At 43.3% G+C, this 16715-nt stretch carries 16 protein-coding genes and 1 riboswitch; of the genes, 2 read left to right on the top strand and 14 right to left on the bottom strand.

Going from position 1 to position 16715, the window contains the following annotated elements:
* Entirely contained in the window at positions 1 to 1638 is a 1638-nt protein-coding gene (locus ACIFSR_RS18875) for an ABC-three component system protein (protein WP_430059182.1), read from the bottom strand.
* Positions 1639 to 1804: 166 nt separating this feature from the next.
* Positions 1805 to 1902: riboswitch (guanidine-I (ykkC/yxkD leader) on the top strand.
* Positions 1903 to 1974: 72 nt separating this feature from the next.
* On the opposite strand from ACIFSR_RS18875, the gene ACIFSR_RS18870 reads away from it, so the two are divergent.
* The gene (locus ACIFSR_RS18870; protein WP_339209314.1) at positions 1975 to 2316 is read left to right on the top strand and encodes a DMT family transporter; all 342 of its coding nucleotides are present in this window, start codon (positions 1975 to 1977) and stop codon (positions 2314 to 2316) included.
* Complete coding sequence (locus ACIFSR_RS18865) at positions 2316 to 2630, top strand: DMT family transporter (protein WP_339209315.1); 315 nt, start codon at positions 2316 to 2318, stop codon at positions 2628 to 2630. Before ACIFSR_RS18870 ends, ACIFSR_RS18865 begins: the two co-directional genes overlap by 1 nt.
* 115 nt (positions 2631 to 2745) lie before the next feature.
* On the opposite strand, the gene ACIFSR_RS18860 is transcribed toward ACIFSR_RS18865, so the two are convergent.
* From ACIFSR_RS18860 to ACIFSR_RS18800, 13 genes are all read right to left on the bottom strand, one after another.
* The gene (locus ACIFSR_RS18860; protein WP_430059180.1) at positions 2746 to 4008 is read right to left on the bottom strand and encodes an ATP-grasp domain-containing protein; all 1263 of its coding nucleotides are present in this window, start codon (positions 4006 to 4008) and stop codon (positions 2746 to 2748) included.
* Between the two features lie 51 nt (positions 4009 to 4059).
* The gene (locus tag ACIFSR_RS18855) at positions 4060 to 5274 is read right to left on the bottom strand and encodes an MFS transporter (protein ID WP_430059178.1); all 1215 of its coding nucleotides are present in this window, start codon (positions 5272 to 5274) and stop codon (positions 4060 to 4062) included.
* Complete coding sequence (locus tag ACIFSR_RS18850; RefSeq protein ID WP_430059176.1) at positions 5264 to 6202, bottom strand: transketolase; 939 nt, start codon at positions 6200 to 6202, stop codon at positions 5264 to 5266. Before ACIFSR_RS18850 ends, ACIFSR_RS18855 begins: the two co-directional genes overlap by 11 nt.
* Positions 6199 to 6999, bottom strand: coding sequence for a 1-deoxy-D-xylulose-5-phosphate synthase N-terminal domain-containing protein (locus ACIFSR_RS18845; RefSeq protein WP_430059174.1), 801 nt, complete (start codon positions 6997 to 6999; stop codon positions 6199 to 6201). Before ACIFSR_RS18845 ends, ACIFSR_RS18850 begins: the two co-directional genes overlap by 4 nt.
* On the bottom strand, positions 7000 to 8847 hold the full coding sequence (locus tag ACIFSR_RS18840) for a M20/M25/M40 family metallo-hydrolase (RefSeq protein ID WP_430059172.1): 1848 nt from the start codon (positions 8845 to 8847) through the stop codon (positions 7000 to 7002).
* Complete coding sequence (argC, locus tag ACIFSR_RS18835) at positions 8847 to 9899, bottom strand: N-acetyl-gamma-glutamyl-phosphate reductase (RefSeq protein ID WP_430059170.1); 1053 nt, start codon at positions 9897 to 9899, stop codon at positions 8847 to 8849. The genes ACIFSR_RS18840 and argC overlap by 1 nt, the downstream gene beginning before the upstream one ends.
* A complete protein-coding gene (locus tag ACIFSR_RS18830; RefSeq protein WP_430059168.1) occupies positions 9896 to 11221 on the bottom strand; it encodes a DegT/DnrJ/EryC1/StrS family aminotransferase in 1326 nt (441 codons plus the stop codon). The genes argC and ACIFSR_RS18830 overlap by 4 nt, the downstream gene beginning before the upstream one ends.
* Positions 11218 to 11877 (bottom strand): degT/DnrJ/EryC1/StrS aminotransferase, encoded by a 660-nt coding sequence (locus ACIFSR_RS18825; protein ID WP_430059166.1) that lies wholly within the window; start codon positions 11875 to 11877, stop codon positions 11218 to 11220. Before ACIFSR_RS18825 ends, ACIFSR_RS18830 begins: the two co-directional genes overlap by 4 nt.
* Before the next feature lie 20 nt (positions 11878 to 11897).
* Positions 11898 to 12794 (bottom strand): RimK family alpha-L-glutamate ligase, encoded by an 897-nt coding sequence (locus tag ACIFSR_RS18820; RefSeq protein WP_430059164.1) that lies wholly within the window; start codon positions 12792 to 12794, stop codon positions 11898 to 11900.
* Between the two features lie 9 nt (positions 12795 to 12803).
* Entirely contained in the window at positions 12804 to 12977 is a 174-nt protein-coding gene (locus ACIFSR_RS18815; protein ID WP_430059162.1) for a lysine biosynthesis protein LysW, read from the bottom strand.
* 105 nt (positions 12978 to 13082) lie between these two features.
* The gene (locus ACIFSR_RS18810) at positions 13083 to 14747 is read right to left on the bottom strand and encodes an ABC transporter substrate-binding protein (RefSeq protein WP_430059160.1); all 1665 of its coding nucleotides are present in this window, start codon (positions 14745 to 14747) and stop codon (positions 13083 to 13085) included.
* 64 nt (positions 14748 to 14811) lie between these two features.
* On the bottom strand, positions 14812 to 15735 hold the full coding sequence (opp4C, locus tag ACIFSR_RS18805) for an oligopeptide ABC transporter permease (RefSeq protein ID WP_430059158.1): 924 nt from the start codon (positions 15733 to 15735) through the stop codon (positions 14812 to 14814).
* Positions 15736 to 15751: 16 nt separating this feature from the next.
* On the bottom strand, positions 15752 to 16702 hold the full coding sequence (locus ACIFSR_RS18800) for an ABC transporter permease (protein WP_430059156.1): 951 nt from the start codon (positions 16700 to 16702) through the stop codon (positions 15752 to 15754).
* Between the last annotated feature and the right edge of the window lie 13 nt (positions 16703 to 16715).

The following is a 16715-nucleotide window of genomic DNA, read 5'->3' as shown; positions in this document are numbered from 1 at the left end:
TCAAATCACACTCCTTAGTCGCGTGCAAATTTCTTCATAACTCACTTCATGTCTAACTTGACGCAAGCAAGAGGAACAACTAATACTGACCGTTCCGGATAAGCGATTAGATTCTAAGCCTTCGAAGATGGTTAACTTCGTGTCTTGAGCAAATTGTAATAAAATTTTGGAAAAGTCAGCTTTACGGCCATTGTTGCAATGCTCGCATAGGTTTTCTGGGTTGCCTTTTGCGAGTGATTCCGTGTTAATATTTTCGAGCAGCAAGCGATATGGGAATAAATCCGAATGGTCTCTGGACTTCATATAAGATTGAAAAGAATTGGTATAAAGTTTAGTCATAAATCCGATGACGACCTCAGGCATCGTTTCTTTAGCCTGTGAGTAGAGCATACGCACCCAGCGATCGGAATCCAGCTGAAGATTGGACAAATGAACCCATTCCTCAGGATCGATAAAGTTCCAATCGGGATATACCAAATTGACGAGAGCCAGCAGCTCCCACAGCTCGCGCAGGCCGGGTTCTCCTTCAGGAAGACGAATGTTTGCAAATTGGTACAGCTTTAGAAACAGCTGTAATCTGCTTTCTTCCATCTCCTTCAGCTTTCGAAGAACATCATTCATAGAAGCAATAAGCTTTGTTCTTATTTCGTCATCATTTTTGAAACGTCGTATGAAGATGGTATCCAGCGCTTGTCGGTGAATCTCAAATTGATCGTTTAATCGAGCCTGCATCTTAGACACATTAGCTGATCCTGCTGGCTTGTCCGACAGCTCTAAGGAAGTTGTAATCTCTGGGCGGTTATCTTGTATACCTAATGGTGAAGGACTAAAAGGGCCAAGTACGTCTAGTAAAAGTCCTTTTAGAATATCGTAGTTCGTTGAGAGATGCCCTTGCAGCAGATCTAGAATGGTGCCATGATCACCGGGCAGAGACCTGGCAAGCGCGTACTTGGTTGAATGTCCCATCGTAGGAACAGCACTTCCCTCCTCGACTACGGTGTCCTTGTCTCCGAAGCAGTAAATGGACGTGAAGAAGCTCTTAAGCTCTTCTTGAGCATCAAAAAAACTGCGGTTCATATCATCCAAAAAAGCGTTGTTTGAACGCAGCTGTTCGATTTGTTTATGATTCTGAAAGCGCTTTATTAAATGGTGGAATTCAGCGAATTTAGAGCCGTTATAAGGTGTTGCATAGCTAATAAAGCCACCGATCCGTTCTAATCCTTTTTTGCGATGCAAATATTCGTTGAGTAGGAATCGTTTACCGATTAATCCTCCCATACTGTGGCCAACGATAACGATTTTCTCATATTTTCTATAGGTATACCCATCCAAAATAGCCTTTAATTGAATAGCAAGCTGGTCTATGGACAGAGGACTTTTTTTACTGACACTAATTTTTTGACCTAAAACTTCAAACTCTCCTTCGATTCCAAAGATGCTGCTGATGAGCTTAGAGGTGTCATATGTAACGATACCAATATCCGTATCCGTGATGTCCGGATCTGATGCGATGAGCTCCGCCCAGTCTCTGCCTGGCTTTACCCACGTTTCAGGAGCGCCCAAACCATGAATCAGCAAGACAAGCATCTTGCCGTTGCTTCCCGGTTTTCTCGGTTTCAGTTCGATCTGCATCGACATGTTCAGCTTCCCCTTTCTCCTAATGCTTTCCTATTATTTTATATCAAGCATATATGGTTTCCAAGGGTTGTACTACATGTTCTGGAAGATCTTTTTTTGTTATTTTCCATTTTATGAGTATTGTAATTGATTCGGATATGTGTATAATACAAGGTAATTGAATAAACGAAATGTTTTCTAGGGTTCCGCAGCGTAACCGTTGGTCTGGTCCGAGAGAAAACTCACAGCGATGCTGTGTCACGGAAGGATAAAAGCCTGGGAGAAACTGTTAAACAGTTTACTCTTGGGCTTTTTTTTTATGTTTTTTGGCAACAATAAAATTGGAGGTGTATTTTGGTGAATTCGAATTGGATTAAAGTATTTATTGCCGCTTTTTTCGAGGTTTTTTGGGTGATTGGCTTAAAACACGCGGATGATTTCTGGACGTGGGCAGGAACTGTTATTTCTATTATTATCAGCTTCTATTTAATGATCGCTGCAGGCAAAAAACTGCCCGTCGGAACGGTATATGCTGTTTTTGTAGGAATGGGTACGGCAGGAACAGTTTTTTCCGAAATCATATTTTTTGGAGAACCATTTAAATGGACCAAAATGTTGTTGATTTTACTTTTATTAGCGGGAGTTATGGGCTTGAAATTAGTTACGAAGGATAAAGATCAGAAAGGAGCTGTATCCTAATGGCTTGGATTTCTCTCATATTTGCAGGATTGTTTGAAATGTTTGGTGTTGCGATGATAAACAAATTGCATAAGGATCGCAATTGGCAATCCGTTGTATTATTAACGATCGGATTTTTAGCAAGCTTCCTATTTCTTGCTTATTCCATGAAAACACTGCCTATGGGAACAACGTACGCCATTTGGACGGGGATTGGAGCGTCAGGCGGAGCTATATTAGGAATGCTTTTATATGGAGAATCGAAAGATTGGAAAAGGGTTGTTTTTATAACGATGGTATTAGGTTCAGCCGTAGGGTTGAAGCTTGTCTCTTAAAGGCTTTCATTTGATATGATTAATCGTGGATTTATTGCTACATTCTATTTATGGAAGGAACAGGCTCATTAAGAGCCTGTTCCCTGCTTATTCAGACTCAATTCTTGTCTTGCGTCTACCCCGCTGCACTCTCTGTTTCATGCTGGTGATACACGACCGTTAACGTTTCTTTAAGGGCAAGGGCTAGTTCTTTCGCTTCTTGAGGGGTGTTGCCAACTGTAATGAAATAACCCAATCGATCATCCGAGCTTTTTGCTTCTGAGACCAAATCTCCTTCAGCTGCCGTTAGCTGTGCTCGGATAACATTTGTATGTTGTTCTAAATCGGCAAAACCTTCAATTCCATCGAAAATACCCTCTCGATCGGCGGTCACATAAGCAATTGAAGCTGCGCGGTTAAACCTTTTCTGAATATTGATCGGGTGGTTTAAATAATAGTTAACGGTTGCTTCAAATATATCGACACCGAACGCTTGCACTAATAAATCAGAAGAAATGTTGTCGCCTCCTGGCCTGCCGTTCACCTCGATAATTCGTGGCCCCGTACTTGTAAGCTTCACTTCTACGTGACTTGGTCCATTCACTATCCCAATAGCTCTCAAAGCATCAACAGCCGTACGAACGATGTGATCCTCATGCTCTACATGCACTGAAGTAGGTAATGTATGAAGGATCTCAACAAAATAAGGAAGCGGCGAGGTCAATTTTTCAGTAACGGCCGAGAAAATGGGCTCCCCCTCTTTTACGAACAATTCGACACTGAATTCTGGACCATCCAAGTACTCTTCAATTAAATACTCGTCGCGGACTTTAAAGTCCATATAAGTTACTTTAAACGCTGAGATCGCATCTATTGCATGCTTCAGTTCAATTGTATTGTTGATGAAATAAACATTTTGACTGCTTGCGCAATTCGTCGGTTTTAATACGATAGGAAATCCGATCTCTTCCGCAGCTGCTAAAGCATCTTCGTAAGTTCTCACTTTTTTGAATTTTGCACTCGGAACTTGATGTTCAGCATAAGCTTCTCTAGCCAAATCTTTGTTTCTCGACTTTAAAGCTGCTTCGTAGGGTACTCCTCTAAGTCCAATCCGCTCCGCAACCTTCGCAGTTACGTGAGAGGCGTAATCCGTAGCAGGAATTAACGCATCCAGTTGATTCGCATAGGGGGAGCTAACAATCGCTTGATAGAGTGACTCTTCATCTCGAATATCTGCGACAATCAAATCATGGTAGATCCCTTCATATCCATACTTTTGCGGATTTTCCGTTGAAGAAACGATGGAAATAACTTTATGTCCCTGTTCAAAAGCGACTCTCGCAAAACTAACGCCATAGAAACTTGGTTCAACAAAAGCTACCGTTTTAATTGCTGTCATCTTTTTATCCTCCTTTAATGGTTATGAAAGAAGTGGTTCGCAATGCAAATTTCAGGCTTCCAGAGTACTTTTTTGTGTCGCTTTACTATTCATCACAAAGTACACAACAAATCCGATGAACATTAAGCCGCTCATACAGATAAAACCCGCACCTGGAGAGAAATGATCAATGACAAGGCCAAGCCCTGTGGCGGACATGGTCTGCAAGAGCAAGGAAATCGCCATCCAGACCGAAGTCGCTCGACCCATGTAGGATTTGGATACCGATTCCATCAGCGTCGTTGTCATCAAAATACGTAACGAAGAGTTCGTTAATCCGATCAACACACTGCCAAAATACAAAAGCAGAATCAAATGGTTAAACGCTACAGCGAGCAAGCTCAGCACGGATATCATAAAAAATAATAGTATGGTTCCATGTTGTGATATTTTTTTTGCCAAGGGTGCTGCAATAAATCCAGACAATAATCCCCCAATGCCATAAAACATATCTGACAAACCGAATACAACGGAATCACCTTGCACCGTATTGCTCACATAGCCAGGAAGAACGACGTTGTAAATCATCGTAGAAACGAGTGGAATAATCGATACAATACCAAACATGAAAATAAATGGACGTTCCGCCAGATACGTTATGCCATTCTTAAACGTTGCAAAAAAGGTCTCTTTATCATTTTCAAAAGGGATAGGTGTATATTGAATTCGACTAAGGAAGAGGCTGCTCACTATAAAGGCGATCGCATTCAGAAGAAGAATGATCTCAAAACCAACGAATTTGTACAACACTCCTGAAAGTGCACCAGCCATAAACATCCCTACTTGCAAGCTGATTTCAATTAAGGAGTTGCCATGAATGAGATCCTTCTCCGATAGGATTTCTTGAACCAGGCTTCGAGAAGCAGTCATATACACGGTCCAGCCCATCCCGTTAATAATGGCAAAGGCATAAAGATATTCAATTCGGAATCCCGTCCATACAAAAGCACCTGTTATGATTAACAAGGCGATCGCCCGAATGCCATTGGCCCATAAGATAATCGTTTTACGATTCCATTTATCAATTAGGGTGCCTACAAATGCGGAGATGAGAAAACCAGCAATAACATTTAAGGAAAGCATGAACCCTATGGCGGTAATCGAATTTGTCTGATCCATGAGATACCAGTTCGCACCAATCGTACTCATACCTACGCCGAACCCGGAAATAATATCAGCGAAGGAATAATGGCGGAAGTTTCTTTGTTTAAGTACGCTAAAAACCATCCTTACCTCCTAGAATATTCTGGATTTGTTGTTGCAGTGGTTCAAACCCAAATCCTAAATAGTCTAGAACCTCAGCATGTGTACCGCCGTAGATTGGCCATTTCTCACCGCAATGATGTGAGTGAACTTGATGCTTTGGCAATAATAAGGCTAGATAGGACGCCGTACTGCCGGTTGCTCGATGCTCCTCAACGACCAGAAATTGGTCAGCTAAACCGCTTAATGGTTGAATATAAGGTTTCAAGCTTTGAATGTCGACGTAACATAAATGCGCATGTACGATATCGTCGTCTTCTTGAACGATCCGCTTGCAAAGTTCTGTTGCTTGTTCACCCACGGAAATCAAGCATAGTTTGGATCGGGCAGTACGTGCGCCTCCTTCAACAATTAAGTTTCTGCAGCTCTCGTCCTCTGCTCGATCCAAGCTGTCAAAAGCATCATTTCTAGAAAGGCGAATATAATACGGCTCCTCTGATGCTGCTGCTTCACGTATTACTCTTCGTGTTTCCTGCTCACCATGAGGGCAGGCGATCCGTATGTTCTGAAACGATTGGAGGACTGCGATGTCCTCCAGTGCATGATGTGTCGTTCCAAACCAACCACCAGATACCCCTCCATACGCAGCTACAACCTTCACATTTTTTCCCATATACCCCATCGTCAGCTTGATGCTTTCCGCTGCTCGCAATGCTGCAAAGGAAGCAAAGGTTGAGAAGAATGGCACATAACCTGCTTCAGCAAGACCGGCTGCCATATCAATGCCAGCTAATTCCGCGATGCCTAGATTAAAAAAACGCTGGGGATGCTGCTGTCCAAAAGGATGATTTTTGCCTCCTAGATCTGCTTCAATACATACAATTTGGTCGTTGCTGGAAGCAAGTGTAGTCAGCTCATCTTTATAGGCATCTCTACCTGACTTCTTGGTCATGATAAATTCACCTTCCATTTATGGGCGAGCTTCTCCGGGATTTTAACATAATGCGCTTCGGGGTTTCCTTCAATCGCTGCAACACCTTTTCCTTTTATCGTATTGGCTAGGACGGCTACCGGTCTATCTGGATCTGGTTCAATCGCGGCAAGGATTTCTTCGAAATGATGGCCGTTGATTTCCTTGACAGCAAAGCCAAACGCTTCAAATCTTTGCCGGAGATTGCGAAGCGGTGATATGTCATGCACATAACCATCGTTTTGGCCTCCGTTGCAATCTACGATATATACAAAATTAGTGATCGACTGGGCTTGGACAATCTGTGCGGTTTCCCAGCATAACCCTTCCTGCAGCTCCCCATCTCCACCGATCACAATCCCTAGTCCATTCGTTTGTTTCATCTTTTGCGCCAGTGCCCAACCTGCTGCGTAAGGAATGCCATGACCCAAACTGCCTGTAGCGAAGGGGATTCCTGATAGTTTATGATTAGGATGACCTGTGAACAAAGAGCCTGCTTTTCCATAGCTATCCGCTGGGTTATCCTTGATAATCCCATATACATGAAGCGCGGCATATAATGCTGCTGCAGCATGCCCTTTGCTAAGAATGATGAGCGTATTGGGATCTTGCACATATTTCGAATATGCACCAATCAATAAGTCAATCGCAGAAAGACTTCCTCCGATATGGCATCCAGTAGACGAAGCCGCCATGTCAATAATCAATTTCCTCGCTTCTTTCGCTTTATCAACCAGCAGGGAAATTTCTTCCCTTTGAATATCGATTGCCAGCTCCATTTATTCCTCCAATCTCAGCCGAAACCATTCGTTTACGGCTTCCTTCAAAATTGTTCTGGTCTGCTCTACCTCACCGTAATGTAAATATTCATCATTCGTATGATCCAAGCTGGAATCCCCTGGACCATAAGCTACCATCGGGACGGAATCCCAAGTTGTGGCCAGCGTATTCATGTCGCTCGTTCCACGTTTTTTGATATAGTGAATCGATTTTCCCTGCTTTGCGAAACTGCGAACAAAAGCTTTGACTAAGGAGCCTGTGCGAGAGTTCGAAAATCCTGGTGTTGCACGCAGGATTTCAACAGTCACATTTTCACCAAATGACAAATCAATTTTTTTCCAATAATCGTTGCCTGCCGTAGGTGATATTCTAAAGTTTAACGTCCCTTTTACCGTCAAAAAGCCCCGTTCATTCTGATGCTCGATATCAATTAATGAGGATAGGGATTGCGGATCGATATCACGTACGAGAACACGAATATCTGATACGACACTGTACAATTCGTCGATAACACTCTGGCTATCTTTGGCTGCGGTATGCTCCTGAGCTCGATGAATAGTAATTTCCAGCTTAAAGAGACCGTAATAACCAAGGGTTAAGCTCTCTACCCCGCTCGGCTCCCCAATAATAACCGCATCCGCTTTGTAATGATCTCGAATGAAATGAGCTCCTTTTGATGATGATATTTCTTCTTCGACGGCTCCAATTACAAGTAAAGATCCCTGCTCTGGCACATCAACTTCTTGCAGCATATGAATGAAATTTACAAAGCAGCCTTTAGCATCCACGATTCCCCTGCCCGTAATGCCTTTGGAGTCGGATCGAACAGGCCAAACATGCGGAACCGTATCTATATGCCCTAACAAGAGCAGCGTATGGGGACCATTCCCTTTGCGGAAAACGATGTTCCCAGCGTGGTCAATTTCCCCCGAAACCGGAGGTTGCTTTATCGTCTCTAATAAGTAGTGTGAAAGCACATGCTCATCTTGAGAGACCGAAGGAATGCGCGCGACTTTATTCAATAAATCGAATGCGCCGAGTTCCCGATCCATGTTCCAGAACCACGTTTTGCCGGGGGCTTCCAAGGTATGAGGACCGGATATATTCACATCACAGACGCCCTGTCGGATTGCTAATTGGGCTGCGCGTACTTTTTGCTTCATGCGCCCTTTTACAAAGCTTAATTCATCATTCGTATAGACACTTTGTATCGTTGAATGTTTATCTTCAATATCTTCCAGTAAACCTGCAGTTCCAGTAACAAAGCGCAGGTGATGCGCTTCTAAGTCCACTGCTAAGTGAGCAGCAAGCACGTCTGCATCAATGTTTATGTACACATCCAGTTCTGGATCTAATATTGGTGGAGAAACACATACAACATCAAAGGCCTGTAAAGCAGATTTGAGAAATGCCACATGACTGCCCACAAAATGACCGAACATCGAATCACGGACAATAATTGATTTTTGATTCTTAATCACTTTAAGGGGTTTCGCTTTCTCGCCATAAACAAGACCTTGATCTCCACCAAGCTGTGAGTAGACAGTCAGACCGTATGCCTTCAGCTGTGTATGTATAGTGGGCAAAATAATCTCATGATAGGCAGCACGGATAATCGGCATCTCTTCGGGTGAACAGTACCGCACTTCATCCCCTGACGGCAATGTAAGAAAAGGCATCGCACGAGGAATGGATTCATATTTTTGCTTAATGGCTTCGGCACCGCCTGCCACAAGCAGCACTTGATTTTCTCGCTTTACGATACGGCTAATTTCTTCAAAAATGTGAGGATGGTTTACAATCGTACTGCTCCCGAGCTTGATTACATATAAGCTGCCGCTGCTCATCAGGGCCACGCTCCCTCAAATTCAAATGTCAATCCCGCCTCCTCAGAGTATCCAAAATAATTGTTTGCTGCCTGTATGGCTTGCCCCGCAGCTCCTTTAATTAAATTATCGATGGTTACGATGGAAACACAATTACGTCCATCCACATAAGCACCGATTTCTGCATAGTTTGTTCCTACCACTGTTTTGATCATAGGTGAACCATTGCCCGAGTTAAAATAATGAAGAAAGGGTTTGGATGAATACGTGCTGTAGAATGCTTTTTTTACATCTACCTCTGTTACATGCTCTTTGAGCAAGGAATACGAGGTTGTCATAATTCCTCGGGGAAGATCAAGACTATAGACCGAAAACTGCAAATTTACCGTTTGATTCAAATGATAGGATAATGCATGCACGACTTCGGGCTGATGACGATGACCATGAACTTTATAAGCTCTGAAGTTATGGGAGCGCTCCGCATGATGTTCTGTTGTCGATTTTCCGCCGCCGCTGGAGCCCGTCTTGGCATCAGTGACTATACGTCCTTCAATTAAGCCATGCGCCACAAGCGGATAAAGTGTATACAGCGTCGCCACCGCCATACAGCCCGGAAGATTGACTACCTTTGCTTCAGTATTGATTTTGCTGAACTCTGGAATATAGTAGTGCCATCCGCCTTCATATGCATGTTTTAATGTTTCTGGATAATGTTGATGCAATATATCGGGGTCGGATATACGATAATCCCCGCTTAGATTAAAGATATAGTCTGTATGCTCTGCAACATGCTGGATGATCTTAGGCAAGGAGCCTGTAGGCAAACAGGAGAAGAGCGCATCGTAATGACCGTCTAATTCGGATATTTTTTTAAACTTTAACGAGCTGAGCTTTTTCTTATGAATAGAACCAATATAGAACTTATCCACCGGGTATCCCGCCTTGGATTCGGAGGACACAAACTGAACTTCAAAATGAGGATGCTTATTTAGCAGCCTGTATAACTCAGCGCCAGTGAACCCGCTGCCGCCTAAAATGGCTACTCGTTTCGTTTGTTGTTCTGCTGTACTCATCCTAATCTAGCGTCTCTTTCGTACAGCACTTTAAGATCGCTGCCTCGCTCTACCAGTTCTCGAATTATATGCGGGTTCGCATCAATTTTTTTGAAAGCTAAGGCGTAAGCTTGAATTCGCTCATATTCTATAGGCGTTCTTAATTCTCTGCATATCGTTAAGCTGTTTCTAAGCATCTTCAATGTTTCAGGGAAATGGTTCAAATCGTAACCAAAATCTTGACGGTCCGATAACGTAAACGGATAACCATTCCCAAAGCCTTTCCGATTTTTGAATGGCAGATGCCCAGGTATCGGCACATTTTGCCATTCTCTAGCAAACACGCCTTCAGAATTAATGAGCTGCTGAACGGCATCTTTTACAAGATAATCCTCCAAATCCTCAAGCCCAAGCCGCTCGGGTGAGAGTTTAACGCGATACATATTATAACTGTGCTTATACCCATCCGGTACGAATGGTCCGCTAAACAGCTTAGTCTCTGAAAGCTCATTGGTTAGATAGGCTGCATTCCGTGCACGAATGGCATCATAATAAGGAAGTCGGGAAAGCTGGCTCAAACCGAAAGCAGCTGCGATCCACGACATGCGGTAATCAATACCTGATGAATCAAGGAACGCGAGTGCGCGCTCATAATCCTCTTTTTCTTTGAAAAAAGCGATGCCTCCTTCCCCGCCTACAGGAAAGTTTTTATCGGCCATTAAGCTTTGTCCCGCACTGTCTCCGATCGAACCGGCGAGTTGTTGATGGATCGATGCGGAATGCGCATGGGAGGCATCCTCCACAAGGCGAAGCGAATACTTGTCAGTCAGACGTCTCAATGCAGGTAAATCAGCAGGTAGGCCATGTACATGAACGGGCATGATTGCCTTTGTCTTGTTCGTTATGGCTTGCTCTGCTTTTAGTGGATCCAAGCAGTAGGTTATAGGGTCGATGTCCACAAAAATGGGGATCGCTTTCGCTGCAACAACGGCTTGAGCGGTTGCTATGAATGTGAATGCAGGAACGATCACCTCATCCCCGGGCTGTACACCTGCCCCAACTAATGCGAGGTGCAGGCTGGATGTACCGCTCGCTGTAGCAATCGCATAATTCGCCCCAACATAATTGCGATACGTTTCCTTGAACTCATCGACAACTTGTTCTCCATCCTGTTGGATGGAGATAAGCATTTGGATGACATCTTCTTTCGTAATAATTGGGAAATTCGTCTTCCTTACATCCTCTGGAATAATCGACGGTCCTCCATAAAAGGCTAATGGCGCTTGAACCCAATCGTCTGATGGCAGCGCTAACGGCTTGCGAATAAAATCCGACTTCATCATGATTGGTTCCTCCTTAAGAGTGTTAACTTCACGCATGCTGCCACGAGCGGGCTAAGCCTATAGTTGAACTGTAAGGCTGGCTGCAGGTCAGGTTCACTTTCTTCCTGTGTCCACATCGTTTGTAAATCAAAGGCACCAAAAATCTTCAAGCGCTCTGCTTTTTTCCAAATGTTCTCATCATTTGCTGCGATGGCAGCTACCGGACCAAAGCCTAATCCCGTAAAATCCAAAACGAGAACGGGAGCGTGATCGCTGGCTTTAAAAATGATCTGATCCAACTGCTGAAGATTATCCCAATTAACTTCAACGGTCACATAAGCCTGCTTTATGTGTTGATCTGAAATGAGTGTGATTCCTAACCAATGAATAAACTTTTTTTCCTGCTCACTCGGATGATCCAGTCGTGCAGATGTATGGTAGCCTAAGTCCTGTCCCCACAGCGCACCATGAATCGCACCCGTGTAACTATTAAATAAGGAGACATATTTCTTGTTGGTCAGCTTGGCTATCCCTTTCTCCAATCCTTTTAATTCAAGATCATTTTTTTCAATACTCATAATGACGCCTGAATTTAGTACTCTCGATAATACAAAAGACAATGAAAAATAGTTTTCTTTTTGGATGACAGCTTCTGGTTTCGTTAATGTTTCTCCCATTTCCTATTTAACCTCCCTATTTACCGCGATATAACAGTTAAGTTGGCCTTATTTTTTCGTTCAATCGCAGCTTTTACATATTGTGCAATATGGTAGGCCACATCGACACCATGAATTTTCCAAGACTTTGCGAATTCCGGGTTTTGATTCACTTCACAAACGACATACCGTTGCTGCTTGTAATCAAAAAACAAGTCTGCACCATAAATGCCTTCGCCCAAAACCTCAATTATTTGTTTGCAAATGGATGCCATTTCTTCATTAATTTCTAGAGGATCGATCTCCGCGCCTAGATGCGTATTCGTCTTCCAGTTGTCTGCTGAAACTCGGCGGAACGCAGCAATCGGTTTGCTGCCTACGATGACAACACGGATATCAAAATCGCCTTTTTCCACATATTCTTGCACTAATACAGGGAACGATTGATGCCCAGGATCTACAGATTCCCTTGCAGCTATCCACCCATCTAAGCATTCTTTGCCGGTGATTCTAGCTATTCCTCTTCCCCAAGATGAGGTTGCCGGCTTAATGACACATAAATCTCCAAATGTCTGCAAAGCTTGGAAGAGCTTCTCAGGTGTAAAAGCTACTTTATATTGGGGCTGGGGAATGCCATGTTTTTGAAACACAATCGCTTGATGTATTTTATTTGTACAAATAGTAATTGCTTTGACCGAATTCAACGTTTCAAGACCGGCTAATTCAAGCAGATGGGCTCGATTCAACGCGTTTTTCTGTGAGAGACAACGAATGAGAGCAAGTCCGAAGGAATGGACATCAGGCTCGCCTAATGGTAACTCCATGGAATCCAAGTTCACCTGCACTTGTACGCCTAAAGCTCGAAGATGATCGATTATTCGTTGTTCTTCTTCCCGCAACTTTGTAACACATAATAAAATCGCACGATTCTGCTCCATGTTCGGTTCCTACTCTCCCCAAGTTTCTTCTATTTCTGGAGCTAGAGCGATGCTTACAAGATTGGATTCGACATGCACTTCATGCTCTTGACCGCATGAACCGCATTCCAAAATTTCACCCGTCGTTACACTCTCTTCCACCTCGATATCCGACTTGCATACAAGACAATTCAATTCTGTCATTATCCTTGCACCTCCTAAAGTTTTAAAAACATATATAAATGGAATAAATTCCGTAAAACCGAGCAATAACTTCATGGCATGCAGCTTTTATAAAACCGTGTGCTGCTATTTTGTTTCTATATCCCACTGGTTTACATTATTGAACGTACCTAGATTAAGCGGTTTTCCAACCAGAACGTTTTTTGATACGACCTGCAAACGTTTCTCGGAATAAACAGCTAAAGTGGCAACCTCATCATGCAGTACCTCTTGCAGTTGGTTATAAATCTCGTGACGTTTTTCCTCTATAATTTCTTGTTCGCCCTTTTTAATCAGCTCATCGACTAATGGATTCTTAAATCGAATCACACTCTCGGGATCATCACTTTTATAGGTTGTAAAATAGAGGCTCGGTTCGATATAGTAATCTCTTGTGAATATGGTAATGTCATGCTCGCCCTTCTCCACTTTATCGATTAACGTTGGGAAATCGAATTTCTGAACGTCTACTTTAATCCCAACAGATTCTAAGTTTTGTACGAGAATATCAGCAGCCTGCTCACGAACCTTATTCCCAACTGGAATAATAAATGTAATGGTACGTTTGGGATCCCAGTTCGCTTCTTTTAAAAGCTCTTTTGCTTTTTCAGGATTGTAATCATAATTGGCAATATTTTTATTAAAATAAGGATGCGAGCTTGGGATGCCTCCATCAATAATTTCGGCCTGCCCTTTGAGCAGCTGCTCCACAATGAGTGGACGGTTCAACGCATAGGCGATCGCTTGGCGCACTTTTTTATCTGGCAGCTTCTCCGTATTGAAGAAAATTTCGGCCGGCTCAGAAGCTGGAGCAGAGGTTACATTTACATTCTCAAAGCCCTTGACCTTATCATAATCCGTAATCGGTACAAGCCCGACCGGCAAAGAATTCATTTGAATTTCTCCCGTCTGCAGCTGTGCTACAAGATTTGCCGCGGGAAGCACCTTTATGAATATCGTGTCAATCTTAGGTACATCGAGGTAGTACTTTTCATTTTTCGTCACCTCGACAAATTGCCCCTGCTCATAATTCGCAAACTTATAGGGACCAATGGTGACTAATGGTTTTTGAAAATATTCGTTCGTTGAAAGCTGCTCTGGATTGGCATCTTTCAGAATATGCTCGGGCAAGAAATTAACCTTAACACCGAAACGTTCATTAAATACGAGCGGATCGATCGGTGTTTTTGTTTTGATCTCGAAGGTCGTTGGATCGATGATTTTTAATCCGGATAGCTCTGTCTTCCCTTCATCCAGTTTCCCAATGTCATTTAAACCTTCGATAAAATCCAGCTTGAAGGATGATTCTACTTTGGCATGGAGGGCAAGCTTTAAGGTGAAAGCCACATCTGCCGTTGTAAAAGGGTTGCCATCGTTCCATTTGGCATTCGCTTTGAGTTTGATACGGTAAGTTTGCTTATCCTGCGTCTCGATAGATTCCGCCAGCTTCGGAATAAATTGTGCGGTATCCGTTACATCGAGCAAAGAATCGTTAAGTAAATTAATGGGCGCCAGCGACGCCGAGCTTCCTTGCGTATTGATTTGATTTAAAGTAACAGGAGCATTAACGATGCCAATGTATAAGGTTTTTTTTGCTTTGGCATCGTTGGTTGTTGCCTTAACATAAACCTCCTCCTTGGCTGGTTCTGCTGTTGCTTCGACATTCACCTGCTTCGTTTCACTGCAAGCCGATAGGAAAATCAAGAAGATGGTTAATACTATGAAACCTTGTACTCGAAACCTTGTTTTCATTTGTTTCTCTCCTTTTGTTTTATTGCTTTTTCTATTTAAATAATTAAATAGCAGCTTCATGTACTTAGGCTCTTGCATCAAACGCATCACGAAGGCCGTCACCTACAAAGTTAATCGCAAGAACGGTAATGAGAATAACGATGCCAGCGGGTACCCATAACCACTGCTGCTCCGTTAAAACCGTTAGCGATTGTGCATCATGCAGCATATTGCCAAGGCTCGCCTGAGGGGATTTGACCCCCATCCCAAGGAAACTAAGTCCAGCTTCACTAAGAATTGTGCTGGCAACGCCAAACGTTGCATTCACAATGATTGGCCCCAATACATTTGGCAAAATATGCTTCAATAGTATTCGCGGGGTGTTGTATCCAAGCGCAACGCCGGCGCGGACAAAATCCATTTGTTTCATGGATAATACGCTTCCCCTGACAAGCATTGCTATTGTTGGCCATTTGAATAGTGCGAGAACAAGGATGATCGTGGTTGCACTTGCACCAAGCACGCTCACGATGACCAACACAACCATCATGTAAGGAAAACTTAAGAAAATATCAGTCAAACGCATAAGTGCCATATCCAGCCATTTTCCATAGTAACCAGCAATTAGTCCAATGAATGTTCCGAAGGTTACGTACAAAGCAACTGTAAAAAAACCAATCATTAAAGATACACGTGTTCCATAAATCAACCGGCTTAATACATCCCGCCCTACTTGATCGGTGCCTAACCAGTGTGTAAGCGAGGGATGGGCTGAGAACACATCTGTAATTTCATTAGGCTGACTCGGAGCAAGCCACGGAGCAAAAAGAGCGATACTAAGCAGCAGCAAGGTAGTTACAAGTCCCCATACCGCCAGCTTGTGCTTGATAAACTTACGCCTCACTAATTGGGCATGACTCTCCATTACATCCAAGGACAGTTCGTCTTCATCGCCATGATCTGAAGAAAATGCATCTTTCCTCATCCATGGCATTTCACTAACGGACATTCGCTATCCCCTCCAATCAGCTGTATTTAATGCGTGGATCAACTATTGAATAAACGATGTCGGTGAACAAATTCGTGAGGAGTATAACGCATGCAGCAATCAAATTAATGCCCATTAAAGTCGGATAGTCGCGTGAGAGAATGGCTTCCATCGTTAATTGCCCGATACCCGGCCATTGAAATACTTGCTCAATAATAATGCTGCCGCCTAATACCAAAGGAATTTCTGCACCGATGATCGTTATGATCGGGATTAAGGCATTGCGGAGTGCATGCTTATTCGTAACCAGAAATTCACTAAGGCCTTTCGCCCTTGCTGTACGCAGATAATCCTGATGGAGTACATCGAGCATACTGGCGCGAACATAACGAACCTTTTTACCAGCAATCGTAATTCCAAGTACCATGACAGGAAGAATCATATGCATGAGGATATCCCCGAAGCTTCCAGAGCCACCTAACGTTGACATTCCCCCTGTTGGAAGCCACTTCAGCTTAATTCCAACCAAATAGATAAATCCAAGGCCTAGGAAAAAGGGAGGAATCGAGGTGCCTAGGAAGGATAACCCTGTCATGACATAGTCTAATTTTGAATTCTGTTTGACAGCACTGATCACCCCCACGGGTACGGCAATCAATATCCCAACCAGCATCGATGCTGCAGCCAGCAGCAAGGTAGGTCCGATTCTGGCGCCAATCAACTGTGATACGGGGGCGAAGCTGCTAAATGAATAGCCTAGTTCTCCTCTAAAAAAACCGCCCAGCCATTTTACATACTGTATATACAATGGGTCATTCAGACCAAGCAGCTCTTTTTTAATCTCTAGCAGTTCTTTCGGGATATTAGGATTGATTAACATATCCACGGGATTCCCGGGAGCCATATTCATGATAAGAAAATTAAGCAATGTGATTCCAAGAAATACTGGAATGGAAATCAGCAGCCTTCGAACGATATAATGGCCCATCGATGCCTTCTCC

It is taken from the genome of Paenibacillus sp. NRS-1760, from assembly GCF_050467785.1.
GTDB lineage: Bacteria > Bacillota > Bacilli > Paenibacillales > Paenibacillaceae > Pristimantibacillus.
Note: the sequence above shows the minus strand (reverse complement) of the source record. Positions and strands in the feature narration are given on the sequence as shown.